This window comes from Ruegeria sp. CH11, from assembly GCF_056537105.1.
In genome coordinates, this window is the sequence record NZ_JBQFQX010000003.1 from 17,407 (window position 1) to 43,264 (window position 25,858).

29 protein-coding genes are annotated in these 25,858 nt (G+C 57.3%); 13 read left to right on the forward strand and 16 right to left on the reverse strand.

Going from position 1 to position 25,858, the window contains the following annotated elements; all coding sequences use genetic code 11:
* Positions 1-49: 49 nt before the first annotated feature.
* Genes ACR0LX_RS05880 through ACR0LX_RS05890 form a run of 3 tightly spaced genes read right to left on the reverse strand, consistent with a single transcriptional unit; the run spans position 50 to position 3,413 of the window.
* The gene (locus ACR0LX_RS05880; RefSeq protein ID WP_480782923.1) at positions 50-1,228 is read right to left on the reverse strand and encodes a carbohydrate porin; all 1,179 of its coding nucleotides are present in this window, start codon (positions 1,226-1,228) and stop codon (positions 50-52) included.
* Positions 1,225-1,989, reverse strand: a complete 765-nt coding sequence (locus tag ACR0LX_RS05885) for a DUF3299 domain-containing protein (protein ID WP_480782924.1) — start codon at positions 1,987-1,989, stop codon at positions 1,225-1,227. The genes ACR0LX_RS05880 and ACR0LX_RS05885 overlap by 4 nt, the downstream gene beginning before the upstream one ends.
* Positions 1,990-2,015: 26 nt before the next feature.
* A complete protein-coding gene (locus ACR0LX_RS05890) occupies positions 2,016-3,413 on the reverse strand; it encodes an amidohydrolase family protein (RefSeq protein WP_480782925.1) in 1,398 nt (465 codons plus the stop codon).
* 141 nt (positions 3,414-3,554) lie between these two features.
* Between ACR0LX_RS05890 and ACR0LX_RS05895 the strand changes: the two genes are divergently transcribed.
* Entirely contained in the window at positions 3,555-4,559 is a 1,005-nt protein-coding gene (locus ACR0LX_RS05895) for an AraC family transcriptional regulator (RefSeq protein WP_480782926.1), read from the forward strand.
* A 135-nt stretch (positions 4,560-4,694) separates the two neighbouring features.
* On the opposite strand, the gene ACR0LX_RS05900 is transcribed toward ACR0LX_RS05895, so the two are convergent.
* Together ACR0LX_RS05900 and ACR0LX_RS05905 are read right to left on the reverse strand one after the other, a co-directional pair.
* Positions 4,695-5,183 (reverse strand): GNAT family N-acetyltransferase, encoded by a 489-nt coding sequence (locus ACR0LX_RS05900; protein WP_480782927.1) that lies wholly within the window; start codon positions 5,181-5,183, stop codon positions 4,695-4,697.
* Positions 5,184-5,495 carry an ETC complex I subunit gene (locus ACR0LX_RS05905; protein WP_480575068.1) on the reverse strand — a complete coding sequence of 104 codons (312 nt, stop codon included), beginning with the start codon at positions 5,493-5,495 and terminating at the stop codon, positions 5,184-5,186. It abuts the gene before it with no gap.
* A gap of 156 nt (positions 5,496-5,651) precedes the next feature.
* On the opposite strand from ACR0LX_RS05905, the gene ACR0LX_RS05910 reads away from it, so the two are divergent.
* From ACR0LX_RS05910 to ACR0LX_RS05930, 5 genes are all read left to right on the forward strand, one after another.
* The gene (locus ACR0LX_RS05910; RefSeq protein WP_480782928.1) at positions 5,652-6,194 is read left to right on the forward strand and encodes an SRPBCC family protein; all 543 of its coding nucleotides are present in this window, start codon (positions 5,652-5,654) and stop codon (positions 6,192-6,194) included.
* 14 nt (positions 6,195-6,208) lie between these two features.
* Positions 6,209-8,395, forward strand: coding sequence for an excinuclease ABC subunit UvrB (uvrB, locus tag ACR0LX_RS05915; protein ID WP_480782929.1), 2,187 nt, complete (start codon positions 6,209-6,211; stop codon positions 8,393-8,395).
* A complete protein-coding gene (locus ACR0LX_RS05920; RefSeq protein ID WP_480782930.1) occupies positions 8,395-9,057 on the forward strand; it encodes a hypothetical protein in 663 nt (220 codons plus the stop codon). Before uvrB ends, ACR0LX_RS05920 begins: the two co-directional genes overlap by 1 nt.
* Before the next feature lie 169 nt (positions 9,058-9,226).
* Positions 9,227-9,745, forward strand: coding sequence for a hypothetical protein (locus tag ACR0LX_RS05925; protein ID WP_480782931.1), 519 nt, complete (start codon positions 9,227-9,229; stop codon positions 9,743-9,745).
* Positions 9,746-9,783: 38 nt separating this feature from the next.
* Positions 9,784-10,212 (forward strand): excinuclease ABC subunit B, encoded by a 429-nt coding sequence (locus ACR0LX_RS05930; RefSeq protein ID WP_480782932.1) that lies wholly within the window; start codon positions 9,784-9,786, stop codon positions 10,210-10,212.
* Between the two features lie 33 nt (positions 10,213-10,245).
* Here ACR0LX_RS05930 and ACR0LX_RS05935 read toward each other — a convergent pair whose 3' ends face one another.
* From ACR0LX_RS05935 to ACR0LX_RS05950, 4 genes are all read right to left on the reverse strand, one after another.
* Positions 10,246-10,599 carry an MmcQ/YjbR family DNA-binding protein gene (locus ACR0LX_RS05935; protein WP_480782933.1) on the reverse strand — a complete coding sequence of 118 codons (354 nt, stop codon included), beginning with the start codon at positions 10,597-10,599 and terminating at the stop codon, positions 10,246-10,248.
* A gap of 49 nt (positions 10,600-10,648) precedes the next feature.
* Positions 10,649-11,038: an excalibur calcium-binding domain-containing protein gene (locus ACR0LX_RS05940; RefSeq protein ID WP_480782934.1), complete on the reverse strand. Its 390-nt coding sequence runs from the start codon at positions 11,036-11,038 to the stop codon at positions 10,649-10,651.
* A gap of 144 nt (positions 11,039-11,182) precedes the next feature.
* Positions 11,183-11,590, reverse strand: coding sequence for a universal stress protein (locus ACR0LX_RS05945; protein WP_480575042.1), 408 nt, complete (start codon positions 11,588-11,590; stop codon positions 11,183-11,185).
* A 74-nt stretch (positions 11,591-11,664) separates the two neighbouring features.
* Positions 11,665-11,982, reverse strand: a complete 318-nt coding sequence (locus tag ACR0LX_RS05950) for an antibiotic biosynthesis monooxygenase family protein (RefSeq protein WP_480575039.1) — start codon at positions 11,980-11,982, stop codon at positions 11,665-11,667.
* 122 nt (positions 11,983-12,104) lie between these two features.
* Between ACR0LX_RS05950 and ACR0LX_RS05955 the strand changes: the two genes are divergently transcribed.
* Positions 12,105-12,791, forward strand: coding sequence for a hypothetical protein (locus ACR0LX_RS05955; protein WP_480782935.1), 687 nt, complete (start codon positions 12,105-12,107; stop codon positions 12,789-12,791).
* Between the two features lie 44 nt (positions 12,792-12,835).
* Here the strand turns inward: ACR0LX_RS05955 and ACR0LX_RS05960 are convergent, their stop codons facing one another.
* From ACR0LX_RS05960 to ACR0LX_RS05970, 3 genes are all read right to left on the reverse strand, one after another.
* The gene (locus ACR0LX_RS05960) at positions 12,836-15,121 is read right to left on the reverse strand and encodes a glycosyl hydrolase family 28-related protein (RefSeq protein ID WP_480782936.1); all 2,286 of its coding nucleotides are present in this window, start codon (positions 15,119-15,121) and stop codon (positions 12,836-12,838) included.
* 138 nt (positions 15,122-15,259) lie between these two features.
* A complete protein-coding gene (locus ACR0LX_RS05965; RefSeq protein WP_480575030.1) occupies positions 15,260-15,661 on the reverse strand; it encodes a DUF4864 domain-containing protein in 402 nt (133 codons plus the stop codon).
* 48 nt (positions 15,662-15,709) lie between these two features.
* Positions 15,710-17,284: a lysine--tRNA ligase gene (locus ACR0LX_RS05970; protein ID WP_480782937.1), complete on the reverse strand. Its 1,575-nt coding sequence runs from the start codon at positions 17,282-17,284 to the stop codon at positions 15,710-15,712.
* 316 nt (positions 17,285-17,600) lie between these two features.
* Between ACR0LX_RS05970 and ACR0LX_RS05975 the strand changes: the two genes are divergently transcribed.
* Together ACR0LX_RS05975 and ACR0LX_RS05980 are read left to right on the forward strand one after the other, a co-directional pair.
* Positions 17,601-18,221 carry an O-methyltransferase gene (locus ACR0LX_RS05975; protein ID WP_480782938.1) on the forward strand — a complete coding sequence of 207 codons (621 nt, stop codon included), beginning with the start codon at positions 17,601-17,603 and terminating at the stop codon, positions 18,219-18,221.
* Positions 18,222-18,381: 160 nt separating this feature from the next.
* On the forward strand, positions 18,382-18,804 hold the full coding sequence (locus ACR0LX_RS05980; RefSeq protein WP_480782939.1) for a tellurite resistance TerB family protein: 423 nt from the start codon (positions 18,382-18,384) through the stop codon (positions 18,802-18,804).
* Between the two features lie 5 nt (positions 18,805-18,809).
* Here the strand turns inward: ACR0LX_RS05980 and dacB are convergent, their stop codons facing one another.
* From dacB to ACR0LX_RS05995, 3 genes are all read right to left on the reverse strand, one after another.
* Positions 18,810-20,288 (reverse strand): D-alanyl-D-alanine carboxypeptidase/D-alanyl-D-alanine endopeptidase, encoded by a 1,479-nt coding sequence (gene dacB, locus ACR0LX_RS05985; protein ID WP_480782940.1) that lies wholly within the window; start codon positions 20,286-20,288, stop codon positions 18,810-18,812.
* A gap of 67 nt (positions 20,289-20,355) precedes the next feature.
* Positions 20,356-20,976 (reverse strand): nicotinate-nucleotide adenylyltransferase, encoded by a 621-nt coding sequence (locus ACR0LX_RS05990; protein WP_480782941.1) that lies wholly within the window; start codon positions 20,974-20,976, stop codon positions 20,356-20,358.
* Positions 20,977-21,008: 32 nt separating this feature from the next.
* Positions 21,009-21,479, reverse strand: coding sequence for an MOSC domain-containing protein (locus ACR0LX_RS05995; protein ID WP_480782942.1), 471 nt, complete (start codon positions 21,477-21,479; stop codon positions 21,009-21,011).
* Between the two features lie 138 nt (positions 21,480-21,617).
* On the opposite strand from ACR0LX_RS05995, the gene ettA reads away from it, so the two are divergent.
* The 4 genes from ettA (at position 21,618) to ACR0LX_RS06015 (ending at position 25,237) form a co-directional block, all read left to right on the forward strand.
* Positions 21,618-23,285, forward strand: coding sequence for an energy-dependent translational throttle protein EttA (gene ettA / locus ACR0LX_RS06000; RefSeq protein ID WP_480782943.1), 1,668 nt, complete (start codon positions 21,618-21,620; stop codon positions 23,283-23,285).
* A gap of 59 nt (positions 23,286-23,344) precedes the next feature.
* Complete coding sequence (locus ACR0LX_RS06005; protein WP_480782944.1) at positions 23,345-23,884, forward strand: hypothetical protein; 540 nt, start codon at positions 23,345-23,347, stop codon at positions 23,882-23,884.
* A gap of 419 nt (positions 23,885-24,303) precedes the next feature.
* Positions 24,304-24,510, forward strand: a complete 207-nt coding sequence (locus ACR0LX_RS06010) for a cold-shock protein (RefSeq protein ID WP_010442474.1) — start codon at positions 24,304-24,306, stop codon at positions 24,508-24,510.
* Positions 24,511-24,676: 166 nt separating this feature from the next.
* Entirely contained in the window at positions 24,677-25,237 is a 561-nt protein-coding gene (locus ACR0LX_RS06015; protein WP_480782945.1) for a L,D-transpeptidase, read from the forward strand.
* Here the strand turns inward: ACR0LX_RS06015 and ACR0LX_RS06020 are convergent.
* Positions 25,234-25,848, reverse strand: coding sequence for an SOS response-associated peptidase (locus tag ACR0LX_RS06020; protein ID WP_480782946.1), 615 nt, complete (start codon positions 25,846-25,848; stop codon positions 25,234-25,236). The two genes, ACR0LX_RS06015 and ACR0LX_RS06020, sit on opposite strands and share 4 nt — an antisense overlap.
* Positions 25,849-25,858 lie beyond the last annotated feature (10 nt).

The window sequence follows — 25,858 nt, forward strand, 5'->3', positions numbered from 1 at the left end:
CCGGAACCTCCCAAACTAGTTTCATGTCAGTTGCTGCACTCAAGCCGCATCAAAAAACGAGCCGGGTTCTTAGGCCGAACAGTGTCATGCTGTCCTGATCAGGGTTCAAAAGCGGGTCGGAAATGAATTGCACCGAAGGCGTGATCTGGAGCCCGGGTGAGACTGAAAAGCGGTAGAACGCTTCCAGTGTGAATTGATCGCCGTCTATACCTCTTGCCTCGGCCCAGTTCAGGCCCAGACCTGCCAGATCGGTATTGCGACCGTAGTAACCCAATCCAGCCGACACAGATCGATCATAGAGGGCTGCTGTCCCTTTTGACGCCCCTGCCCTGAAGAACGGCATCCATTTGTTTTCGACAAACCAGGCCGCCGAAAACGCAGCACCGTAGTCTTCCGCGCGGCTGCCATCATCGGCGGCATCCGCATGCCAAAGGGTCAGATGGATATTGTCGAAATAGATGCGATCGAAGCCGGAAGTATAGCCAAGTTCCAGTGATTTGAAGAGGTTGCCATCGCTGAACACGTCGAAATTTGGGTCCGACGGATCGGCATTCGCGTCCGCGACGCTCGCAACGGCATAAAAGTGTTCACTCAACTTTATCCCGCCTGCAATGCCCAGGCCCTGGTTGGGCGCGTTGATCGTCGGGTTGGTGTTGAAGGACAGATTCTGGAACCCGCTATATGGGCTGACCAGCCCATAGATGTCCACGAAATCCGTCACGTCGATCTGACCGAATTGCAGCGTCCAAGTGCCATCGACAGCTCTTTGGGTCCAGAAAAGGTTTGTCAGCAGCAGGCCACTGTCATTGAAGGCTGTCCCGGTGATCGACAGGGCACCGCCATCCAACCCAAGAAACTGCGGGGCAACATCGGTATAGCTGTGCCGGTCTTCGATCTTGAACGTCAGAGAACCAGATTTGGTCGCCTGCCAGCTTCCATAAAACCGAGCTATTCCGCTTGCGGCTTCGCCCGCACCCAAATCCGCGTCCGTGGTCTGGCCCAGCGCCAGATAGTCGACGTTAAAGCGAAACCCATCTTCCGCCAGCCGGTCTTTCCATTGGAACCAACCCGGTGCGATGTTACGCGGAAAATCCGTGCGGTATTGCGGATCGGTCAGTCCATCTCCGGGGTCAAGGTCGGCTTCAACAGACGAGGGCCCGGAAAGCCCCTGCGCCGACGCAGTGCCCGCAGTTGCAATGCTTAATGCTGCAACCAGAAATCTTATCATTCAGACGCCTTTGCGCCGCCGGTTTTGCGGTTACCTGCCGCGCGGATGCGATCAGCCGTACGCTGTTTCCATTCAAGGCGGTCTGCCTCGGTTTCGAGCGTTTCGACGCTCTGCGTCTCCAACTGGAAGGTCGCACTCATGGCCATAGGGCCGTCCACGACCATCATATGCTGAACCGTAGGATCAATCGTTAGCGTTCCCGTCAGCCGAACGGGTTCGTGGAAATAGCCGGGGGACCAATCGTCATTTAACCGCACGCGGATCATCTGGTTCGGCGAAGGAGGAGGCAAGTGGCTGCACATCCCGCGTTCGGGCACCAGATACACCACGGATCGTCCGTCAGGATCGTTTGGGGCGGGAATGGCAAAACCCGCCAGGGTAATCGTCCGACCATCAAAGTCTGGATTACCTTCCGTTCCTGCCTTTCTTCGACGATCCGTCACGACCTCTCGTTGATCAAGCAACCAATCGATGTCGATATCATCTGCCACCAAGGCCTCCTCGGTCTCGGTCAGAAGATTTTGCCATTTCTTCCTTTCTTCATCGCTGCCGGCCTCCTGCTCTAGCCTGCCACGCAATCGTACGACAAAGAGAATATCGTCGAATTGTTCAGGGCTGAGATCGCGATAGGGGTCGTCATAGTCCTGCACAGACGGGTCCGGAAGGTCAGACCAATCCAGCGCGACACCGGGCGCTGCCACGGCTGTATGACCGTACCAGATCAACCCTGATACCAATGCAGAACGGATCCAATGTCGCATGAACGTTTTCTGGTTACCTTTGTTAATCAATCCAACGTGTTCTTGTATATCACACCGTCTTTCATAATCAGACGGATCGTTTCCGGGCTGTCCGGCCTCGGGTCCGCACCAAACCACTGATCACCCGTGCCAACGACCGAGAAATCCTCAAGCGGGTTGCCGTCGATCAGCAGAATATCCGCATAGGCACCTTCTTCGATCACACCTAGCTTGCCGCCGGTATAGGGGTTCATGAAGTCACCCGACAGAGCGACAACTTCGCCACCTGTCGATGTCAATGTCACCATAGACGTATATGGACCGAAAAATTCATTGTTCAGGTGCTTCTCGTAGGCGATCTGGATGTTGCACGCCTCAACCGAACCAACGCAGTCGGTCTGGAACCCACGCTTTACCGGACATTCCTTCATATTGTCGATGTAGCCTGCAAAGGTGGCCGAGGCCGACTTTGCCTTGGCAAGGCTCGACGGGACGCTCGCCACCGCCGGAATGTCGAGCAATCCGGGATCGAAGGCTGTCAGGTTCGTGGTAATGTAAGCCCCTTTGTCATTCATGACCTGGGCAATATCACAATCAAACGAGAAGCCATGTTCGATTGACATCACACCAGCGTCGAGCGCGTTGACGATCGCTTCCTTACGATAGGAATGCGCCATGACATAGCTGCCATATTCATTCGCAACCTGTACTGCGGCTCGGATTTCTTCGGGCGACCCAGCCAGCAACTGCCACGGGTCAAAGGCCGAAACGACACCCCCGGATTGCATGAATTTCAACTGTGTTGCGCCCATGCGGAAATTGTTGCGCGCAAATTTGTAGACGTCGTCAACACCGCTAACCTCCTGCGCCAGGTTAAGACGGCTCATATTGGTCTCTGAACCCGGCGGCGCGGTGAAATTCGCAAAGTCGGCATGACCGCCGCGCGTCCCGATAAAGGCGCCGGAGGGGTAGTAGCGCGGGCCATCGATCTGCCCCGAGTCAATTGCCCGACGCAGCCCGCCATTGGCGCCGCCGGCATCCCTGACCGTGGTAAAGCCCTGCATCAGATACATCTCGGCCATCCGAGCGCCATGTATGGCAAAATCTTCCCAGGTCGTGTTTGCCTCCATCGCTGGCAGCGTTGGCCCCATCAGCATGAGGTGCGCGTGCAGTTCGATAAATCCGGGTGTCAGTGTCCGGCCTTCACCGTCAATGACTGTGGCTTGGGGGGCATCGATCGCATCGGTCGATACGGTCTTGATCAGGTTGCCCTCGACCAAAACGCTGGCATTCTCGATGCGTTGTTCATTCACGCCGTCGAAGACATGCACGTTGGTAAACAGCGTTAGTGGCTTTTCTTGGTCCTGAGCCTGCGCTGATGCGGAAAGTGAAAGACTTGCTGCAAATACTGCTGCCGCGCAAAGGGGCATTCGTAGGGCGGACATAGGCACCTCCGTCACATTCAAATTTATCTAAGTGTAGTTCGGAAATTCTTGGTTCGGTTGCCTCTTTTGCTTTAGAATGTTCGAATGTGATTGCAAAAGTGGCCACTATACAAACTGTTAACCAATTCAAAGGTGACGCGCTTGCCTTTCAACTCGACCTCTCAAGAGCATAGCGAGGGCTTCATTCGCCTCGCCTTGGCTGCTCCGTTCCTGCAATATCTCATCGACCGCAAAATCGACCCGCAACCGGCCTTCGATCAGGTCGGCCTGAAGGCTGAACTGCTGTCTGACCCATCTGTCTACGTCCATTCCGAACTGGTCTACGGTTTGCTGAATGCCTTCGCTGATTTGTCAGGCGATCGGTACCTTGGACTGAATGTCGGAGAGACGTTTGACCTGCAAGGATGGCCTCCGTTCGCGCAGGCGCTGCAATCGACAAAAACGCTGTTCGAGTTTTTTGCCCGTTTCGTTGGCCTTGTACCGCAGGAAACAAATTCCGTACGGCACAGCCTTGTTGTCGACGCTGACAAGGCAACCTATCGGATTGAGCGGCAACAGGAGCCAACCGTTCCGCCCATTCAGGTCACTGGGTTCGGGGCCGCGATCTATGTGCGTTTGTTGCAGACCGTTGTCGGAAAGTCCTGGGATCCGTCCCGCGTGCGGTGGGAGAGCAGGTACATCAATGGCCTGCCGCTGGACTACAAGGGGATCGACGTCGGTCTTGGACCCGACGCCGGGATGCAGATAAGTTTCCCTGCGGAATGGTTGTTTTTGCACCATGCCTCAGAGGAGGTCGCCGCGCCCCTGGCCGCGGTTCAGCAAGACGAGGAAGTAACCGTGGTGGCGGCTTTGCGATCTGTCCTGCGCGACAAGCTGGATGAAACAGATTTGGGGCCGCAGGTCGTCGCAGGATTGCTGGGCATACAGCCCGAGCGGTTGCTGAAAGCGCTCAAGCAACAACGAACCACGTTAAACCGCGAGGTAAAGCGGCTGCGCGTCGATGTCGCCAAGGCGCACCTCAAAGAGCACAAAATGACAATCGCAGAGATCGGTCTGACGCTTGGCTATTCAGACAAATCCCACTTCACGCGCTTTTTTCGAGGGCAGGTCGGCATGACACCAACTGCATATCGGGTCGGATCGTAACGACGGTGTTTTTTTGGAGAGGCTGTCTGCTTTTTTCTGGTGCTCGCCCAAAGAGCGATGACCGATGCCTGAAGCTAACGGAAGGCTGGTAGATGTGAATTTGCACCCGTGGGGCCGTCGTACCAGAACTTAGCGTCACCTTTGCCCGCAAGTTTCATTTTTCAGCGACAAGCGCATGAAGGCGCTGTGGGGGTCATCGCCATAGCCGTAGATCGGACCGCAATAGGAATACCCGAGGGCCTCATAGAGCTTGCGCGCCGCGTCATACTCGGTCAGGTGCGCGGCGCCGGTTTCTAGAACCAACGCCTCAAACCCGTCAGCGCGGGCCTGTTCCGCCAGATATTGCATCATCGCCTTGGCCAATCCCCGCCCGCGTGCCTGTGGCAGAATATGAACGGATTTGACCTCGGCAGTGCCATCGGGAAGAGGTTTCAACGCACCGCAACCCAACGCTTGCCCGGCTTCGAAAATAGCCCAGAACCGAATTTCGGGAGCGGCAAGAGACTGGGCATCCATCGTATGGTTGCTGTCCGCCGGACCCGCTGTCTGACTATGTGCAAAATGCGCCTCGACCACGGGGCGCAGCGCGTCCGAGGTCGGGTCGGCCTGCCGGATCTCAATCACTCAGTGAGTCCAGGGGCTGCGGCGGTCCGTGGCAAAATTTTCACCATAGCCACGCGCGCGCAGATTGGGCTTGCGTTTATGCGGCTCGCTCACCTGCGCGTCGATGCCATTGTCCTTGGCGTAGTCAAGCGCCTCTTCCTTGGTATCGAACTTAAGGCGCACCTGGGTTTGCGTGTCCTTGGACGAGGTCCAGCCCATCAGCGGATCAACCTCGCGCGCGGATGCAGGGGCATATTCCAGAACCCACTTGCGGGTCTTGGCCATCCCCGACGTCATCGCATTTCGTGCAGGCTGGTAAATCCGTGCGCGCATGTGGCCTCTCCGTATTCGCTTGGCTGAGACCGTTTATGCGACACCGCGCGCGATGGGACAAGATGACAATTGTCGCGGGCATTATCCGAAGCCTGATGACAGAAACTGACATTAGTCCGGGTTACTCAGGCGGCAACAGATGAAAGGAACAGCAAGATGATTCACCATGAACGCCACCTGGATATCGACGCCCGGCCCGAGGATATCTGGGCCATACTGAGCCGCTTTATGCATATCGACGATTTCGCCCCACAGGTGACATCCGTTGACGCATTGACAACGGGGGCGAATGGGGTTGGCTCCAAACGCCGGTGCCATTTCGCAAATGGCACATCCTTGGTCGAGGAAGTCACCGAATGGCAGGTCAATCGGGGCTATTCCGTTCGCTTGTCGCAGATGGCGATGCCGCTGCAAGAAGCCCAAGCCGCGATCGACATCGCGCCTTTGTCCGATACGCGCAGCCGCGTCATTTGGAGCATGGATTTCAGCATGAAGTACGGGCCCTTGGGCTGGCTGATGGGACAGACTCTGCTTAAAATGATGATGTCCAAGGTACTCGACGGCAACCTGAAGGCACTGGCTGACAAGGTGGTTTCGGCTAACATTTCAGTTGCGCAACCGCCTATTACTGAATCCGAGGTTTCCATGCCTGATCAACCCTTGCAGTTGGACAAAATAAGAACAAATGTAGGGGTCTGATCCGGAGCCTGCCTATGCCCTATGCCCATTCCGACAAGACCCAGCTGACCGCCGAAGACGTGCGCGCCCGCCTGAAGCTGGAGGGTGGCAAGCAGTTCGCCATGCACACCGAATTTGCCCCAGCAGGCGACCAGCCGACGGCGATCAAGGAATTGGCGGGTGGTGTTTTCGACGGTGAACGCGATCAGGTTCTGCTGGGCGCCACTGGCACCGGCAAGACCTTCACCATGGCGAAGGTGATTGAGGAAACCCAGCGTCCGGCGATCATCCTTGCCCCCAACAAGACACTGGCGGCGCAGCTTTATGGGGAATTCAAGGGCTTCTTCCCTGAAAACTCGGTAGAATATTTCGTCTCGTATTACGACTACTACCAGCCCGAAGCCTATGTGCCGCGCAGCGACACCTATATCGAGAAAGAATCCCAGATCAACGAACAGATCGACCGGATGCGCCACTCGGCCACCCGCGCGCTGTTGGAGCGGGACGATGTGATCATCGTCGCCTCGGTGTCGTGCATCTACGGTATCGGTTCGGTCGAAACCTACGGAGCGATGACGCAGGACCTCAAAGTTGGCAAAGACTATGACCAGCGGCAGGTCATGGCCGATCTGGTGGCCCAGCAATACCGCCGCAACGATCAGGCGTTTCAGCGCGGCTCTTTCCGGGTGCGGGGCGACAGTCTGGAGATCTGGCCCGCGCACCTTGAGGACCGCGCCTGGAAGCTGTCCTTCTTCGGTGAGGAACTGGAACAGATCACCGAGTTTGACCCGCTGACCGGCGAAAAGACCGACACGATGGAGCACATCCGGGTCTATGCGAATTCCCACTACGTCACGCCGAAACCGACGATGCAGCAGGCGATTATCGGGATCAAAAAGGAACTCCGCATTCGGCTGGATCAACTGGTCGGCGAGGGCAAACTGCTTGAGGCGCAACGTCTGGAGCAACGCACCAACTTCGATCTGGAAATGCTTGAGGCCACTGGTGTCTGCAACGGGATCGAGAACTATTCGCGCTACCTCACCGGTCGCGCCCCCGGCGAACCGCCCCCGACCCTGTTCGAATTCATCCCCGACAACGCCATTGTCTTCGCCGACGAATCCCATGTCAGCGTTCCGCAAATCGGCGGCATGTACCGGGGCGACTATCGGCGCAAGTTCACGCTGGCCGAACACGGGTTCCGCTTGCCGTCCTGCATGGACAACCGACCCCTCAAATTCGAAGAATGGGACGCCATGCGCCCGCAATCCGTCTTCGTCTCGGCCACCCCGGCCAAGTGGGAGATCGAACAGACCGGCGGTGTTTTCACCGAACAGGTGATCCGCCCCACAGGGCTTTTGGACCCCGAGGTTGAAATCCGCCCGGTATCCATGCAGGTGGACGACCTGCTGGACGAGGTGCGCAAAGTGGCCGCCAACGGCTTCCGCACGCTGGTTACGACGCTGACCAAACGCATGGCCGAGGACCTGACCGAATACCTGCACGAACAGGGCATCAAGGTGCGCTACATGCATTCGGACATCGACACGCTGGAACGCATCGAAATCCTGCGCGACCTGCGGCTGGGGGCGTTCGACGTGCTGGTCGGCATCAACCTTCTGCGTGAAGGGCTCGACATTCCGGAATGTGGGCTGGTCGCCATTCTGGACGCGGATAAAGAAGGTTTCCTACGCTCGGAAACCTCGCTGATCCAAACCATCGGTCGCGCCGCGCGCAACGCCGATGGCCGGGTGATCATGTACGCCGACAAGATCACCGGCAGCATGGAGCGCGCCTTGGACGAAACCAACCGCCGCCGCGCCAAACAGCTCGCCTATAACGAGGAACACGGAATCACCCCCGAGACGGTGAAGAAGAATGTCGAGGACGTTCTGGCTGGGCTTTATGAGGGCGACGTCGACATGAACCGCGTCACCGCTACCATCGACAAACCGATGCACGGGGCGAATTTGGAAGCCCATCTGGACGGGTTGCGCGACCAGATGCGCAAAGCCGCCGAGAACCTGGAATTCGAAGAGGCCGCCAATATCAGAGATGAGATCAAACGTCTGGAAGCGGTCGACCTCGCCGTCGCCGACGACCCCATGGCGCGGCAATGGGCAGTCGAGAAGGCCTCGGAAGACGCAGTGAAATCGCGCGGGCGGTCAACGGCTGGAAGGCCGGGGCAGAGAGGCGGGAATGTGAAGCGGCGGAAGCGGTGATGTGGTTTCTGACACCTGCACCTATTCTAATTAGCGGTGGTTTGGTGCTCTTGGCTATAAACTCGGTTTTTGTTGGCATGCTGATATCAGTTTTAAGCGGTAAGCGAGATGCGACCCCTTTGCGTGCGCTTTGTCTTTTGCCTTTCTTATATTCGACTATTGCCATCTTATACTTTGGCGTTGACGCTTCCTCCGGAAACACTCTGTTGGTGTTGTTCGCTTGGCCTATCACGGTTCCTTTCATCGTCGCTGCAGCGCTTTCTGCAAAGCTATTCATATTCGTGCTCACTTCTATGGCGCTGCTAACCGCTGTCGCTGCGGTTTCATTGGCCGTGCAAGATCGGGCACGACTTGCAACAGCCGCGTTCGGAGCATTCATTGCGGTAATTGGTCCCGCGTCACTACAGAACGCTAGAGTGCAGGCACAGATGACTAAGTATGCCGCGGAAGAAGACCTTCGTATCATCGAACAACGCTCTCTATTGCAATCTGTCCAGGAACTATCCGATGCGTATCAACCGCCTCATGGGGTTGCGTGTGACGACAGAAATTGGCCGTATTTGTGGAGTTATCGAAAACGAACATGGGTCGCCTTGCCGACTACGTCTCGATACGGCGGAGACACTCCGGAACAGGTCAAGGCAGTCTGCGTTTACAATTAGTGTTCGCAATATGAGGCAAGCGTAGGATGGGTGTTCGCACCCATGTTACTTCACGGCCAATCGGTGATCGGTGAACCCACCCATCCCACTCCTGGGCACGACACAGAGTTGCAATCCGCAGCAAAGCGATAAATGATCGCCTCCAAGAATACTGCCGGAGATTATTGATTTGCCTATTGTCATTCTGATCCTGACCGCCATTGGCGGCGCGATTTGGTGGTGGGTTCGCAACAACCCACGAGAAGCGCTCAATACTGCGCAAGACGTTGCCACGACGCTCAAGAACGCTCCAAGAAGGCTGGCATTTCGCAGTGTCGCCAACGCCCATCCTGTTGAAGGCATTGATGATGAACGCATCGCCATCTGTGCCATTGCGCAAGCATTCATCGAATTGGACGCCCTTCCGACCGCCGAACAACGTCAGCAATTGCACGTTCTACTGCGTACAAAACTGCGTTGCTCCGAAGAAGAAGCGCAAGAAATGGAAGTTCTCGGGCGCTGGTTGATGACCCAATGCAATGGACCCGCAGATGCAGTCCCGCGCTTGGGACGCCGTCTGAGAAAAATCGACAGTGGGCAATCCTGGGATCGCTTGCAAGACGTGTTGTTGCCGCTGGCCGGCGACCAGCTTTCCCACTCTCAGATTGGTGCAATCGAGGATATCAAACTTTCACTTAAAGTGAGTTAACGGTTGTCCACATGTAGTCGGCAGCTAAGTAACCGCACATGCGCATCGTTCTACTCTCTCTGCTCCTCGCCACCCCAGCCACCGCATGGGAGGCCACGGTGGGCCAGATCTGCACCCTCTCACACAACACCGAACAGGCCGGGATACTCCTGACATACGACCCAGCGCAGCCGCTCTATACGCTGACCATCACCCGAAAGACCGACGGCTGGACTCAAGCCCCCTGGTTCGCCATGCTGTTCGATGGCCCGAACCCCATCGAAATCGCCACACCGCGCCATGTTTTGTCGGAGAACGCTTTGGCCCTGACTGTCACGGATACCGGGTTCGGTAATGTTCTGAATGGGCTGGAATACAATCAGACCGCCTATGCCTTTACGCAGGATCGGTTGACCGAGTTTCCATTGGACGGCGCAGCACCGCAGGTCCGCATCTTTCGCGATTGCGCCGGGGCTCAGCTGTCCTGATCGGTCAGATGGCGGGATAGGTTATCGCCCCGCCTACACTCCCAACTCCGCCCGCGTCTTCTTGGTCAGCTTCACCACCACCAGATCATACGACGTCACGATATGCTCGCGCAGGGAGGCGTCGCTCATCCCGCGCGGCTCGTAGACCTGCAGCCACTTCATCCCGCGCGAGGCCAGATAGGGCGCAGGGCGGATACCGGGTTCGTCGCTGAGCACCTCAAAGGCCAGATCGGTGGCCTTGAAGGTGAAGGCGTCCTTTCCGTCATTCCAGCCACAGATTGCAAACACTTTGCCGCCCACTTTCCACACATCCGCATTGCCCCATTGCACCACATGTGTGGTCGCATTGAGGCCTGCGCAGAAGGTGTTGAACTCGTCTCGGGTCATGGTCCGATCCTGACCTTCGGGCTTGCGAGAGGCAAGGGTAAGGATCGTCTCAGGGGCGTACGAATTTGGCGTTACCGACCATGCGCTGTTTTGGGGCTTCGTTTCCCGGCAAGATCGATTGGGTTGGCGCGGACGCTGGTGCAGCGCGATCACAGGCGATGCCGTTTCCGTCGGGGTCGTTGCGCTTGTGATAGCCCGCCTCGCCCTCGCGGAATGCGCCGAACCCCATCGCCTGGGTCACGTCGCAGCCCGCCAGCGCCACGAGGTGCAGCACCGCTTCGGGCCGGTCACGCTCGGTCGCGCGGAAATAGGTGCCAACCGCGATGATCGCTGTCGTCAGCGGCAAGGCCATCACCATCACCAGAATACGAACAGGCGACAGCGCCCGTCGGCGCTGTTCATCCGCGCGGCGCTGACGCCGGATTGAGCGGCGAGACATCACCTGGTCCTGAGAATCGTCTGTCGTCATAGGGCGGTGCATAAAGGCCAGATGTGGCAATCCCGTGACCCGCCGGTGACCGGGACAAGGAATTCACCCCCTGTGCCAATTTTGGTACTGACGCACGGCTTGGATCGTATCGGATCAACGCACCACATGCACCGCGCAATTCGCGTGGCGCACCACATGGGTTGCCGTGGACCCCAGCAGCAAATCCTGCATACCAGGCCGGTGCGATGCCATGATGATCAGATCGGGTTTGTTAACCTCGGCCCAGTCCAGAATGGTCCGGCCCGAATGGCCTTCAACCAGAACACCCTTGGCATTGGGGACCTTGCTGGCCAAGCCATCCAGCTCGGCCTGAATGGCCTTTCGCGCCTCGGACATGTATTCGGTCGGCATGTAGGAAATCGCGTAATCCGGAATGTGTTCCACCACGTGCAACAGGGTCACTTGCGCGTCCGGCGTGGACAGAATTTGCGCAAGTTTCAGCGGGCCCGAAGTGTCGCGCTCGGCGTCAAAGGAAATCGGAACAAGTATGTTGTGATACATCGCAATTACCTCCGTCTCAGCGCCCCCAGAGTGGCGCGGGGTCGCCGGAGAGTCCTTGATTCACATCAGGCCGATCAGAATATCTCGGCCACGTCATACATCACGGGCTCAAAGCTTTTGCACAGTTCATTGATACGCCGGTTGCGTTCGCGCATTTCCGGTGTTCGCAGCATGGCCAGGAAATCTTCGCGCCGTGCCCATTGCGAGTAGTTGGCAATTCTGGTCTGGGCGTCATTGACGTGCAGGCCCGCAGCAATGAAACCCGGCTGTTTCGAGATGAATTCGGCATAGGCATCCGTCAACGCCTCGAGCAGATCCTGGCAGGTGCCGGGGGTCATCTCGAATGTCGTGATCACAGTCTGAGAGGCGTCGGTTTTTGATATCTGTGGCATGTGGCTTCTCCTTTGGCTGAGACCAGCCTAACACAGCTTGGAAAATCGCAACCTGTTTCCTCTGCTCAAGGCCTAAATGTTTCTTTCCAAAAAATGAATCGATTACTAACGATCCATTAACCATGTCTGACGATGCTGCCGACATGGTACGTGTCTTATGCGCAATTCTGCTGTTTCTGACCTCCTGCGGGCCGGTTCTGGCCGGGGCATGGTTGCGCGAAAAGGGCGCGGCGTTTGCGGCCACGGCGGTGGCCGTGTTCAAGGAAGACGAAGACGAAACCAAATACAAGACGTCGCTCTATGCGGAATGGGGCGCGGGCCACAAGCTTACGCTGGGGCTGGATGCCGAAGAACATCAGGACCTCTATGGCCACGCCCTTGTCTTTGCGCGAGTGCCAGTGGCCGATTTCGGTCGCGCCGGTCGGCTGGCCGCCGAATTCGGCGTCGGCGCGCATCACCGCCAACTTGATACCTGGGCCATGTACAAGGCCACGTTGTCTTATGGCAAAAGTATTCGGACACGGCTCGGCAATGGCTGGATTGCTGTAGATACGGCGTTGGAATACCGCACGCATGATGCGCTGTTTCGCAAGCTGGATCTGACCGCAGGTCTGTCATCGGGGCGACGATTTGATCCGCTGCTTCAGATCGAAACCACCTATACGCCGGACCAACCATTTTATTGGAGCGCGCGGCCCTCGATAATGTATCGTCCAAAGAACGGCAAAACCGCTTGGATCTTCGGGGCCGAGCGCAATTCCTTTCGCGACAAAACAGGGTTCAAATTTGCTCTGTGGCTGACCTATTGAGGGAAAGGCTGCCCTTCGATCAGAGCAGCCTGTACGATCTGTTTTCAGCTATCGGCGCGCACGATGACCGAAACCTCACCGCTCAGCGATTCTGTCCAACGCAGCCGGATCGCGTTCTGATTCGATCCCTCTTTCAGCTCGACATAAGGCGCGGTGTATCTGGTCGAGTTCAGCGAGTTCCGCAGAGGCGCAATCGCGACCACCGAATCGCAGCCTCGTGTGCGCCCTCCAAAAGGCAGCCGACCGCTGGTGCCAATAGACCACGAAGATGATCTCGAACTACGCTTGTGCTTGATCCGAAGCGGGTTTTCACAAGCCGTGGTAATCCCGTGAAACGTATTGCTCGCGAAGTTCAACCTCGAGTACCGATCCGGGTTCAAAGAGGCAAAAGTGGTATCCACCCGATCGACACGGGAAACATTGCCCGCGTTCACGCGGAACTTGTTTCCGGTCACGGTCAATCCGTTCAGGAAATGCCCGGTGCCATATGGGCGGATCGAGATATAGCTGAACCACGACGCAACACCACTGGCGTAAAAGATGTTATCGGTGATGCTGAGCGCACTGAACGAATAGCCCGAGCTGTAGCCAGGCGACGCATCCCGCTCGTTTGTCCACTGGATAAAGCAATTGTCCACATAGTTCTCTGCGATCGAGGAACTGTTGTAGCCCCCGATCAGAACCAGCCCGGCGTTTCGCACGCCACTCGTTCCGTTGTCGCCCTGAAAAAAGTGGTTCCCCAGGACCAGATTATTGTCACCGCCCAGAACGGCAAAGTGGTGGAACCGGTTCGCACGATTGTGGCGCAACTTGACGTCGTTCGCGTTGGAATTCACGGCAATCGAGCTGCGATCCGCGACCTCCAGCCCCTCTTCGCTGGACAGGAATTGGCATTCGTCGATCAGCATGCCCTGACAACCGGTCCCGATCGAGGTGATGCCACGATCTTTGGGGCGGCTGACAAAGCAGTCCTTCAGCGAAAACGTGTTGCCGCTTGGCGCCAGGCGAATGGCGCTGCATCGGCTGTTGCACTGGAACTCGATCCCTTCCATGCCGAACTTCTGTAGTGAGCTGAACCCGCTGAAATCCAGCAGGTATTTGAAGTCGGTAAAAGTGAATGTCTGCGTGCCCGCAGCGTTATAAATCGGCGCGTTCAACGTGATTTCGCCCGCGCCGACATTTTTGGACTGCACATATATCTCGCGCCCGACGCCGCTGCCGGTGACTAGGGCACCAACCGGGATATTCGCGACATTGGCCACGTTAGACAATCGGGTAGAGTTCGACGGGCTGTATGTCGCAACCGACGTATAGGTCGCGGTCTCCCAGTTCGCGCTGCTTTTGACATCGAATTGCCCGTTCCGAATGACCCGCCTTGTGGCATAGCTGTCCCGGTTCGGGACCGCCGCCTGCATGTCGATCGGCGCGGTCACGGCTATCTTGCGCCCACCCAGATCCAGCGAGTCATGATCGGCGTTGTTCAGTAAAGCCTGAAACGCCTTTTTGAACGCCAGTTCCTCGTCGCCAAAGGCCGAGATATAGGTCGGCAAATCGAAACTCTTGGTCAACAACAGCATTCGGTCTGCGGGCATTGTCACGGTGCCATCAAAATCGACATCCGAGGACAGGCTGGTGTGCTGTTCAAGCAGATAGGTCCCCTGCGGCACATAGATCCGCCGCCCGTTTGCCGCCTGATCCGCCGCTTCAAAAGCAGCCGAGTCGTCGGTCACCCCGTCCCCGACGGCGCCAAAGTCACGCACGTCAACCAAGCCGAGCATGTCCCGCAGAAACACGCCGGACACATCCGTAATCTCGATATCGTCGATGCGAACAAGCGCACCGTTGGTACCGTTGATATCCAATCCAAAATGTCCGTACAGCGCCTGCGAACCCCAGGGCATGTCCACACCCTGCCGACTGCCACTGCCAACAATGGCCGATACCTCGTAGACCCGGCCATATGCGGCCAGCTGCGTCGCCGGGCCCTGCTCGATCAGACCTGCCACATGTGCATCACCCGCGCCGCCAGCCCAACCAGCGATGCGAACCTCGGGCAAGGGACCGCTGATTGCTTTGACACGCGCTTTGATCTGCAAATAGCAACCCGGCAACAATTGGGTCTGGCCCATATAACGCAGGCGTTGGGTAGCCTCGGTTTTAAAGATCTCCAAACACCCGGCGAAATCGGCGTCAGCCGGCACAAATGCGCCGGTTCCGGACCCATCATAAGTCGGCGACCCGGATGTGCCATCGCCGCTGGACCAGACACCCAATCCGTCCGCAAATGCAGGTGGCATGAACACAATGCCGTCGGTGATTGCTTTGTTCATAGAAATCCCTTTCCCATATGCGCCGCAATACATTGCTACGCGCGTAAACCTCGGGTCCGGGCCAAACCCGGATCGCGAAGGTCTGAGTACCGAAAAGGGATTAATTACCGCTCATGTTACCGTCACGGTGGTGTTGCGTCAGGCTGCAGGGTCAGCGTTGCCCAGCAATTGGACACCATTGATCTTCCAGTCATTTTCCCGCTGTACCATCTGGTAGTCCAGGATATGTACCCTACCGTTGCCATCGGTGATCATGACCTTTTGCCATAGGTTGCCGGCAATTTCGCGCAATTCCAGAAATCGCACATCCGACGGTCTCCAGACCATCGGGTAGCCGCGCCGCACCATGACGCCAAAGTTCTCGGGCGTGCCGAACAGGCGCTGAATATTGGGGCTGGCAAAGGTAAAGGCGGTTGCGAAATCATCCGCCTTGAACGCCTGTATCTGCGCCGAGATATTGGCCTCAATCTCGGCATTCTGAGCAAAGGCTGAGGTCGTCAATCCGGCACTCAGGGCAACGGCAAGCAAAATACGGCGCATAGGTCATCCTCCTGCCCGAAGGGTAGCCCCATGCGCCACCAGGTCAAATCAGACCAGCTCTCCGGCCAGCGCCTTGTCGATCAGGGCTATCGTCTCGGGCACACCGTATAGCGCGATGAAACCACCGAACCGAGGGCCTTGCGACGCGCCCAGCAGCACTTCGTACAGTGCCGTGAACCAGCCGCGCATCGGATCAAACCGCTCGCGTCCGATGGAATAAACGACCGATTGCAACGCTTCGTCTTCCATCGGCCCGTCATAGGCTTCCAAAGCCGCTTTCAACGCCTCCAGCGCTTCGCGCTCCTGCTCCGTCGGCGCGCGGTGCTGTCGTGTTGGTTTGACGAAGTCGTTGAAATAGCGCACCGCAAAGCCCGCCGCCTGATCCAGGTCTGGATGCGTTTGCGCCGTGGCCTCGGGCGCATAGCGGCGGATAAAGCCCCACAGGGCCTCTTTATCCTCGGCCCCGGACACTGAGGCCAAATTCAACAACATTGCAAACGGCACCATCAGCGTGGATTCAGGCACGTCGCCGCCGTGGATATGCCACACCGGATTGTTCAACTGCGCCTTCAAGTCCTGGCCGGGATAGGCGCGCAACTGCTGATGATACTCATCATACGCCTTCGGGATTACATCGAAATGCATCCGCTTGGCCGTCTTGGGTTTTTGATACATGAAATAGGCAAGACTTTCGGTCGGCGCATAAGTCAGCCATTCATCAATCGAAACACCATTGCCCGACGACTTGGAAATCTTCTGCCCGTTCTCGTCCAGAAACAGCTCATAGCTGAAATGCTCGGGCGCGCGACCGCCCAAAGCGCGGCAGATCGCGTCATAGATTTTCTCGTTGGTGGCATGTTCCTTGCCATACATCTCGAAATCCACACCCAGCGCCGCCCAGCGCGCACCGAAATCCGGCTTCCACTGCAGTTTTACGTGGCCGCCGGTGACAGGAACTGTCCATTCCTTGCCGGTCTCGTCATCAAAGGTCACGGTGTAGGTCTCGGCACAGACCTTCTTCATCGGCACATACATCACCCGCCCGCTTTCGGGATGCAGTGGCAGAAAGATAGAATAGGTCTGCTGACGCTCTTCCCGCAGGCTTTTCAGCATGATCGCCATGATCTCATCATAGCGTTCAACCGCCCGCTTCAGTACCTCGTCGAACTGTCCGGATTCATAGAATTCCTTTGCCGAATAGAACTCATACTCGAACCCGAACGTATCCAGGAACCGACGCAGCATCGCGTTGTTATGTTCACCAAAGCTGTCGCACTCGCCAAACGGATCGGGCACCGAAGTCAGCGGACGCTGCAGATGCTGCTCGAGAATTTCGGCGTTCGGCACATTGGTCGGCACCTTGCGCATCCCGTCCAGATCGTCCGAGAAACAGATCAGCTTGGTAGGGATATCCGACAGCGCCTCAAACGCGCGCTTGACCATCGTTGTTCGCGCAACCTCACCAAACGTCCCGATATGCGGCAAGCCCGAGGGACCATACCCCGTCTCGAACAGAACATAGCCCTTATCCGGAGCACCCTTCTGATAGCGTTTGAGCAACCGCCGCGCCTCTTCAAACGGCCAGGCTTTGGACGTCATCGCGGTTTCACGCAGATCAGACATTTGAATACTCCATAGGGAACGCGCCGGACACCCCATGCGCCCAACCCGGCCCCTGTTATTGTGCAGGTGCAGTATGAGTCAATAAACGCACGTCGGATTTTGTTACTCATACAGCTTCGCTCTTTGGCGTAACTTGTCGATTATTTGATGCTCTAACTCAATCTAGATATGTCAATCATATGTGGGTTTCGACCTCAGGTGCCGCCAAGTTCGTCTCGTTAGCAAAATTCGAACGGACGACGGCCAACCACCCGTTGAACATCGATCTCAAATCACACATGGTCGCGTCATTGGAACCTTCACGCTGGAGCAGAAATTGGACAAGTGGTACCCGAGCAATCTTAAAGTCGCAAAGCGCGGCACCAGCGGAACCCAACAAGCACTGACCAAACTATTCAACGCAGACGCGAACCTTCGTTACGCCGAACTTGGAATTTATCAGGCTTCCACCGCCGAGTTCGTACTGAACAGCTTTCCGAACTCCCGAGTCTACCTGTTCGACTTCCATGATACGATTGACGCGGCGCGCACCCGCCTTGCCGATTTTGGAGATCGCGTACAATATTTTGGCAATTCAATGCGCCACCTCGACAGCTACAACTGGAATTTGATGCAGCTTTATATCAAGAACCAGCATCAGCCCCTCTTCGACTATATCTTTCTTGACGGTGCTCACACCTTTTGCATCGATGCGCTGTCTTATTTTCTGGGTGATCGACTGCTGAGACCTGGCGGTTATCTGGACTTTGACGACTATAATTGGAGGCTACGCGGCTCATCTCTGGATCCGAAAAAGGTACCTGCAATCGCCGAGCAATATACAGCCGAGCAAATAGACGCAAAACAAGTGAAACTCTTGGTCGACCATTACGTAAAGACAGATCCGAATTACTTGGAAATCACAAAAAACAAAATTTACCGCAAGAAAGAAAAGTAGCTCCACGACACCCTGATCTCTCGATCGAACTGGCTCGATCGCACAAGTCTTGAGCTGGCGTTCGAAACCTACCTGTTCTTGAGCGATTTGAACAACCTGTTGAACTCGCATTCGCGCCCACCTATCGTGCGCCAACAGACCCAATATTCAGGACGACCCAATGCCCGAGCAAACTCCTCACCCGATGTCCCCGCAGGATTGCCTGGTGGCAATCATGGTTGCGATCTCGGCTTCGGACGAAACCATCCGCACGGCAGAACTGGTAAAGATCGAAGGCGCGGTGAATATGTTGCCGGTTTTTGCGGGTTATGACATCGACCGCACCCGGCGGGTCTCGCAGATTGTTTTTGATTTGTTCGAGCAAGAAGACGGTCTGGATGCGATGTTCGGCCTGATCCGTGACAATCTGCCTGAGCGTCTGAACGAAACCGCCTATGCGCTGGCCTGTGACGTTGCCGCTGCGGACGGGACGCTGGCGGAAACCGAATTGCGGTTGCTGGAAGAAATTCGGTACGAGCTTGACATCGACCGGCTGCACGCCGCAGCCATCGAACGCGGTGCGCGCGCGCGCCACACGATCTGAGCTGTTCAGCTCCCGTACAGCGCGCCCCATCTTTCGATCAGAGACCGCTGGAGTTTTCGCGACCTGCGGTTCCAGCTGCGGGCGCCTTCCGGACGCTCACGATGCGCCCTCGGAATCGTCGCTCGATGGTCCACATCCGCCGTGAATATTGCAAAAGCCAGCTCGGACCCATCGGCCGTCGTCAGGAACCCGCCCAGCCCCGAGACAAAGTTCAACGTACCGGTCTTTGCATCGACTTTGATCGGATGATCCTTAACGGTGCGGCCCTGACTGTCGGTAAGCGCAAAGGGCTTCAGCAATGGTCGCAACAGCCCCGACCTGCGGGCGGCGACGAAGGCCGTCACCAAATCCGCAGGTGCCATGCGAGACATGTCACCCAGTCCCGAATGATCGACCATCGCGATGCCGCCGACGCCATAGGTTTCCAAAGCCCAGCGGTTCATCTCCTGCGCGGACTCGGACAGGCTCTGCGGTTTTGCACCGCGCGCGTTGGATGCCGCTAGCCCAACCATCTCGGCAGTGATGTTGGTCGAATATTTCAGCATCCCCCGCAGAATGCTTTTCAACGGGTCGCTCTGGTTTACGACCAGGACCGTGCCTTGCGGTGCTTGGCGCGTAACTTGGATTGGCCCCAGCACGATCCCGTTCGCGCGCGCCAATGTACGAAATACGTCGCCAGCATAAAGCGCTGGTTTGCGCACCGGCAGCCATCTGGCCCCCCCGTTGCCAAGCGCGCCCTTGGCGACGGTCCACCGGTCTTGCCGGGCACTGGGCTGATAGGTGTAGATCGGCAGGCTTCGGTTCTCGACCCGCATCGCCGCCATGTCGACTGACGGGTTGTAACGCGCACTTCGTGCGTCCATGGACACGTCATACCCGCTCGCCGCACGTTTCCACTCAAAATGAACCCGATTGAAATTCAGGGAAATTCCGGTGATCGCGGGGCTGTACCCCACATGATCGGGCTGCCCGGGATCGATGCTGAACACGTAGGGCAGAGCGCCATCATAGACCTTGAAGGCACCCCGGACCTCGGTGATCCCAGCCTCGCGCAGATTGGCAGCCATTCGGGCCAATGCATCCGTGTCCAAAAGCGGGTCGCCACCGCCCACCAGAATCAGATCGCCGTTGAGAATACCGTTCTCGAGAGGTCCGTCAGCAACCAGCCTGGTTTCAAACCGAAAGTCCGGCCCCAACACATCCAACGCATAAAGCGCCGTCAACGCTTTGGCGACACTGGCCGGTGGCAGGCTTTGGCCTTCGCCGAACGCCTCCAATTGCGTGCCGGTTTCGACGTCGGCGACGGCAAAAACCACATCTCCGGGCAGTCCGGCCGCCTGAACCAACCGCTCGGCCCCGCTGGGCTTCGGCCCACGCAACACAGGACGCAGAGACACCAAAGGCGCCTCAGCCAGTCCTGTTCCCGGAACCAGAGACGCCCCCAATCCACCCAGAAATAAACGACGCGAAATACGATCAACCATGGGTCTATTAGAATCCCAGAGTTTAAATACAGACAATCACTTGATTAAGATTATGCGCCGAGAGGAGTCATTCCGGCAACACCCCATCGCTCCAGCCGCCGCGACTGCGCAACTCGGTCGAGCTGACATCGACCATCGGCACATTCACAAAACACCAGGCCGGTGCCTCGGCCCGGCCCAACAGCTGTCGTGCCTGACCGTCGATCCGGTATTTGGCGTAGAGCCTCGCTGCCGGGGACATCCTGGCCGATATCCGATCCCCTGGCCGTGCAATCACACCCACCGGCACGCTGTCCATAATCTGCCGCCAGTCCTTCCAAAGGTGGAACTGCGCCAGATTGTCGGCGCCCATCAACCAGACGAACTTGACCTGCGGGTAAAGCGCGCGCAGCGCCGCCAAGGTGTCCGCCGTTGCCCGCGTCCCTGTCACCGCTTCGATATCGGTCACCTCAACGCGCGGATGTCGCATCACATCCCGCGCCGCTGCGATCCGTTTTGCCAAAGGCGCAGGCCCGCGCGCCTTGAGCGGATTGCCCGGAGATACCAGCCACCACACGCGATCCAGCCCAAAGGCCTTCATCGCCTCACGCGTCACGTGCACATGACCAACATGCGGCGGATCGAAAGACCCCCCGAACAACCCCACAACCTGCCCGGGCCGCGCATATGGAATAGCGTAACGCTCCATCCCCTGCTGATGTTCAGAACTGAGAGGGGTTGTCAATCAATCGGTCGCACCACATCACCAAGCCTGACACGTCCGGGCACGACGACTTCGGCACACCATCCGCCATGCCCCCGTACGGCGGAATAGCCGCCCCTGCCCAGCGCCTCCTCCATCCGGCTACACGGTGCACAAATTACGGAAATCCGTAAAACTGCCTCGCTCACGCGCAACTCTCGCCCCTTGAGTGCCGCCAAATTGATCCCGGAAACCACGAGATTGCGTCGTAAAATCTCGGGCGCGACCGGCGCTTGCCCAAGAAAAGAGCCTATCGCCGCCAGATGCTCTTGCTGGATCAAGGTCACCGCCCTCTTACCTGCGCAACTACGGTCCCCGTCTAGGCCGTCGGTCGCGATAACGCTTGTCTCAATTAACTGCATCGCGGCACGCCGTTCAGGTCGAACTCCGATCCACTCAACCCGCCCCGGCTGTGCCCATCCTGCAATCAACTCTGCCAGCTCTGACAAAATCCACTCCTTTTGCGGTACAGCGAATTTAGTCGCTTCAGCCCGTCAATAAAAATCACAAAGCGACCAGCTTGCCCCGCCCGTCCCGCTCGGATATCCAGCGTTCCAACCCAATTTCCCCGACCCAGAGGACGCGACATGGCCGCCTATCAATATGTCTACCACATGCAGGGTGTCTCAAAGACCTATCCCGGTGGCAAGAAGTGCTTTGAAAACATCCACCTGAGCTTTCTGCCCGGCGTGAAAATCGGTGTTGTCGGCGTCAATGGCGCGGGTAAATCGACGCTGATGAAGATCATGGCCGGTCTCGACACTGATTTCACCGGTGAGGCATGGGCCGCCGAGGGCGCCAAGGTCGGTTACCTACCGCAGGAACCGCAGCTGGATGAATCCCTGACCGTCCGCGAAAACGTCATGCTGGGCGTCGCCGCGAAAAAGGCCAAGGTCGACCGGTTCAACGAAATCGCCACGGAGATCGCCGAGAACTACTCGGACGAACTGATGGAAGAGATGACCACCCTGCAGGACGCCATCGACGCCGAAAACCTCTGGGACCTCGACAGCCAGATCGACGTCTCGATGGAGGCCCTGCGCTGCCCACCGGACGACGCCAACATCGCCAACCTCTCGGGGGGTGAGAAACGCCGCGTGGCGCTCTGCAAACTGCTGCTCGAAGCGCCCGACATGCTGCTGTTAGATGAACCGACCAACCATCTGGACGCCGAGACCATCGCCTGGCTGCAACAGCACCTGATCGACTACAAGGGCACCATCCTGATCGTCACCCACGACCGTTACTTCCTGGATGATATCACCGGCTGGATCCTCGAACTCGACCGCGGCCGCGGCATTCCTTACGAGGGCAACTACTCCGCATGGCTGGAACAAAAGGCCAAACGCCTCGAACAGGAAGCCCGCGAGGACAAGTCCAAGCAGAAGACCCTGCAGCGCGAACTGGAATGGATGCGTCAGGGTCAAAAGGCCCGTCAGGCCAAATCCAAGGCCCGGATCAACGCCTATAACGAGTTGGCAGACCAGTCTGAACGCGAAAAGCTGACCCGCGCCCAGATCGTCATCCCCAACGGCCAGCGCCTTGGTGGCAAGGTGATCGAGGTCGAGGGCCTTTCGAAACATATGGGCGACAAGCAACTGATCGAAGGGCTGGACTTTGCCCTGCCCCCCGGCGGCATTGTCGGCGTCATCGGCCCCAACGGTGCGGGTAAATCGACCCTCTTCAAGATGCTGACCGGTCAGGAACAGCCCGACAGCGGCACCATCACGCTGGGCGACACGGTCGAGCTGTCTTATGTCGACCAGTCCCGCGACGACCTGAAAGACAACGACACCGTGTGGGAGGCGATCACCGGCGGCGCCGAGATCATCCAATTGGGTGACGCGCAGGTCAACTCCCGCGCCTATTGCTCGTCGTTTAACTTCAAGGGTGGCGACCAGCAGAAGAAGGTCTCTCTACTGTCGGGTGGTGAGCGCAACCGCGTCCACATGGCCCGCCTGCTGAAAGAGGGCGGCAACGTCCTGCTGCTCGACGAACCCACCAACGACCTCGACGTCGAAACCCTGCGCGCGCTGGAAGACGCGCTGGTCGATTTCGCCGGCTGCGCCGTGGTCATCTCGCACGACCGTTTCTTCCTCGACCGGATCTGTACGCATATTCTGGCGTTCGAGGGCGACGCGCATGTGGAGTGGTTCGAGGGCAACTTCGAGGACTACGAAGAGGACAAAAAGCGCCGCTTGGGACCGGATGCGTTGGAGCCCAAGCGGTTGAAGCATAAGAAGTTTGCGCGGTAGGTTTATCGTGAGGGGTATTGCCCCTCACGACAAGAAGAGAGAAAATTGCGAGGTTTATTTTGAACAAGCCAACAAGAACCTATTGGGAAGAAGAATCGAGCTTGGGGGTATGTATAGACTGGTTCGGCCCCTACAAATCATACGACGAATTCAAAGACGACATCTCGAATGAAACTAAAGGCGCTAAACTGATCTACTTTGCAGAAGACGCTCTGAGTTGCGCTCAATACATTGGCATGACTGAACGACCCGATATTCGTTTCCAAGCCCACCACAAAATCTCGGCGGAAAATAATGAAGGGGCGTTTTGGTACGGAATAGTCAGCAGTCAAGGGAAGAGTGGCCGCCGGACAAAACCAGGCAATACAAGAAAATCTGCCGCCAAAGACTTGGACCAAACCGAAACTGCACTTATCAATTGGCTTTGGCCGGAAAACAACGACGACAAGATAAATAAGCGCCCTGAGCAAACAATCTGTATTGCAAACCGATTTTTTTCGCCGTGTGATGACGCGATACCGATCCGAGGGCCGGAATCACTACCCCGTATCTTATTCTATGATTGGATATCGGACCGATATACTGCTCTGCACGACTAGCAAGCTTAGGATGGGTGCTCGCACCCATCACTCCTCAATTCTACAAAACAAAACCGTTTCAATTGACGGGTGAAATCACCCATCCTACGGTTCCCCATACGTCCGTTCGGTAACACCGCCACTCCACTCCGGATCGACCTGACCCGCACGAATATCGTGAAGGATTGACGAAAACGGCCAATCGGTCGGACGCTCAATGCTCGGCGGAATTCCGACCAAAACACCTGTTGAACCCTGAAAGCAAAGTGAATTCCCCACAATCTCCCTTGTCACACGCCCCCTCCAATGCCATATCAAAGGCGCTTACGTTTTTCTATTTCGACCCACTGTCTCCGATTCCGGCGCTCAGTCTATCGATACAGACAACGACGCCGGGCTGCCGCAACTCCGTGGGCAGCACCAAACAGGAGACAACGGATATGCCTGCAGGCACCGTAAAATGGTTCAACACCACCAAAGGCTACGGCTTTATCGCACCCGAAGATGGCGGCAAAGACATCTTCGTTCACATTTCGGCTGTCGAGCGTTCGGGCCTCACCGGTCTGGCCGACAACCAGAAAGTCACGTACGAGCTGCGCGCTGGTCGTGACGGCCGCGAAAGCGCCGACAACATCGAACTGGCCTGAGCCGGTTTTCGGGGCGGAGACTTCTCCGCCCCATTCATTGCGCACTGCCATAGTGTGGCCCTCGCAATACATCACATTCCCTTTATGCGTGTCCGCCGATTGACCAAATCGGGTATCCTCGGGAAACTGGCTTTCAGTTTTCTTTGAAGGATAGGTGAGCCCTGCCATGTTCACACGCCGCACATTTATCGCGACTACCGCTGCCGCAAGCCTTTTGCCCGGTCTGGCAATGGCCAAGAAAAAGCCGGTGGAATACGATCCGACGCCGCAATATGTGCGTATCAAGAAGCAGTTTCAGCCGGGTCAGCTGCTGGTCGCGCCCCGCTCATTCTATCTGTATTTCGTGACCGAGCCGCGCAAGGCGATCCGCTATGGTGTCGGTGTGGGCAAGGCCGGGCTGGAGTTCACCGGAACCGCTACAATCGACGTCAAGAAAGAGTGGCCGACCTGGCGCCCGACCGATGAAATGATCGAGCGCGATCCGATCGCCTATGCCAAGTTCAAGGACAACGACTATGTTCAGCCGGGCGGTGGGGACAACCCTTTGGGGGCCCGCGCGCTCTATCTGTTCCAGAATGGGGTCGATACCTATTTCCGCATTCACGGAACCACTCAGCCGCAGACCATCGGACATGCGGTGTCGAACGGGTGTATCCGGATGCTGAACGAACACGTCATCGACCTGTATGCGCGTGTGCCGATCGGAACCGTGGTGACAGTGGTCTAAGGCGCCGACCAATCCACGTCATCAGCCTGTTGGATTTTCAGTAAACCGTCTGGCCAGGGTTTGGTCAGGCTTTGGGCCTGTTCTTCGGTTCCAGTCAGCCATTTCTGCACAGCGTTTTGTTCAAGCAGCACTCCCATTCTGTGATGGATTGGCTTTACATCCGCATTTGGCTCGCAGGTCACCGCGGCCACCTGTTCCACGCGCAGCCCGCCAGGGGCCTGCCAGGCGTCGGTGATTGCCGCGAACAGCAAGGGTGACCCGTCTGACGCAGCGATGCGCCATGCGGTTTTCCGCCGTTTCTCTCCGGTCCATTCGTACCAGCCATCGACGGGGATGACGGCGCGCCCGACGCCTTCGAATGCGCTTTTGTCAAAAACGGTCTCGGACCGAGCGTTGATGATCGTCTCCATCACCGGACGCCCACGCGCATTCACGCGACCGACCGGGATCATGCCCCAGCGCATCATTGCCATCCCGTCGGCGGTCAGAACAACCACTTCCTGCCCTGGTTGAATATTGTGGCGAGGTGGTTGCGCAGGAAGGCTGTCCCGAACGCCCAGATACTCGGCAATTTGGGATATCGGGCGTGTCAAAAAGAACCGTCCGGGCATTGGGACCCTC

Excerpts from the sequence above, each read along its gene's own strand:
- ACR0LX_RS05880 (WP_480782923.1), bottom strand. The coding sequence starts at position 1,228 with ATGATAAGATTTCTGGTTGCAGCATTAAGCATTGCAACTGCGGGCACT.
- ACR0LX_RS05885 (WP_480782924.1), bottom strand. The coding sequence starts at position 1,989 with ATGCGACATTGGATCCGTTCTGCATTGGTATCAGGGTTGATCTGGTAC.
- ACR0LX_RS05890 (WP_480782925.1), bottom strand. The coding sequence starts at position 3,413 with ATGTCCGCCCTACGAATGCCCCTTTGCGCGGCAGCAGTATTTGCAGCA.
- ACR0LX_RS05905 (WP_480575068.1), bottom strand. The coding sequence starts at position 5,495 with ATGCGCGCACGGATTTACCAGCCTGCACGAAATGCGATGACGTCGGGG.
- ACR0LX_RS05910 (WP_480782928.1), top strand. The coding sequence starts at position 5,652 with ATGATTCACCATGAACGCCACCTGGATATCGACGCCCGGCCCGAGGAT.
- uvrB (WP_480782929.1), top strand. The coding sequence starts at position 6,209 with ATGCCCTATGCCCATTCCGACAAGACCCAGCTGACCGCCGAAGACGTG.
- ACR0LX_RS05920 (WP_480782930.1), top strand. The coding sequence starts at position 8,395 with ATGTGGTTTCTGACACCTGCACCTATTCTAATTAGCGGTGGTTTGGTG.
- ACR0LX_RS05930 (WP_480782932.1), top strand. The coding sequence starts at position 9,784 with ATGCGCATCGTTCTACTCTCTCTGCTCCTCGCCACCCCAGCCACCGCA.
- ACR0LX_RS05935 (WP_480782933.1), bottom strand. The coding sequence starts at position 10,599 with ATGACCCGAGACGAGTTCAACACCTTCTGCGCAGGCCTCAATGCGACC.
- ACR0LX_RS05940 (WP_480782934.1), bottom strand. The coding sequence starts at position 11,038 with ATGTCTCGCCGCTCAATCCGGCGTCAGCGCCGCGCGGATGAACAGCGC.
- ACR0LX_RS05945 (WP_480575042.1), bottom strand. The coding sequence starts at position 11,590 with ATGTATCACAACATACTTGTTCCGATTTCCTTTGACGCCGAGCGCGAC.
- ACR0LX_RS05950 (WP_480575039.1), bottom strand. The coding sequence starts at position 11,982 with ATGCCACAGATATCAAAAACCGACGCCTCTCAGACTGTGATCACGACA.
- ACR0LX_RS05955 (WP_480782935.1), top strand. The coding sequence starts at position 12,105 with ATGTCTGACGATGCTGCCGACATGGTACGTGTCTTATGCGCAATTCTG.
- ACR0LX_RS05960 (WP_480782936.1), bottom strand. The coding sequence starts at position 15,121 with ATGAACAAAGCAATCACCGACGGCATTGTGTTCATGCCACCTGCATTT.
- ACR0LX_RS05965 (WP_480575030.1), bottom strand. The coding sequence starts at position 15,661 with ATGCGCCGTATTTTGCTTGCCGTTGCCCTGAGTGCCGGATTGACGACC.
- ACR0LX_RS05970 (WP_480782937.1), bottom strand. The coding sequence starts at position 17,284 with ATGTCTGATCTGCGTGAAACCGCGATGACGTCCAAAGCCTGGCCGTTT.
- ACR0LX_RS05980 (WP_480782939.1), top strand. The coding sequence starts at position 18,382 with ATGCCCGAGCAAACTCCTCACCCGATGTCCCCGCAGGATTGCCTGGTG.
- dacB (WP_480782940.1), bottom strand. The coding sequence starts at position 20,288 with ATGGTTGATCGTATTTCGCGTCGTTTATTTCTGGGTGGATTGGGGGCG.
- ACR0LX_RS05990 (WP_480782941.1), bottom strand. The coding sequence starts at position 20,976 with ATGGAGCGTTACGCTATTCCATATGCGCGGCCCGGGCAGGTTGTGGGG.
- ettA (WP_480782943.1), top strand. The coding sequence starts at position 21,618 with ATGGCCGCCTATCAATATGTCTACCACATGCAGGGTGTCTCAAAGACC.
- ACR0LX_RS06010 (WP_010442474.1), top strand. The coding sequence starts at position 24,304 with ATGCCTGCAGGCACCGTAAAATGGTTCAACACCACCAAAGGCTACGGC.
- ACR0LX_RS06015 (WP_480782945.1), top strand. The coding sequence starts at position 24,677 with ATGTTCACACGCCGCACATTTATCGCGACTACCGCTGCCGCAAGCCTT.
- ACR0LX_RS06020 (WP_480782946.1), bottom strand. The coding sequence starts at position 25,848 with ATGCCCGGACGGTTCTTTTTGACACGCCCGATATCCCAAATTGCCGAG.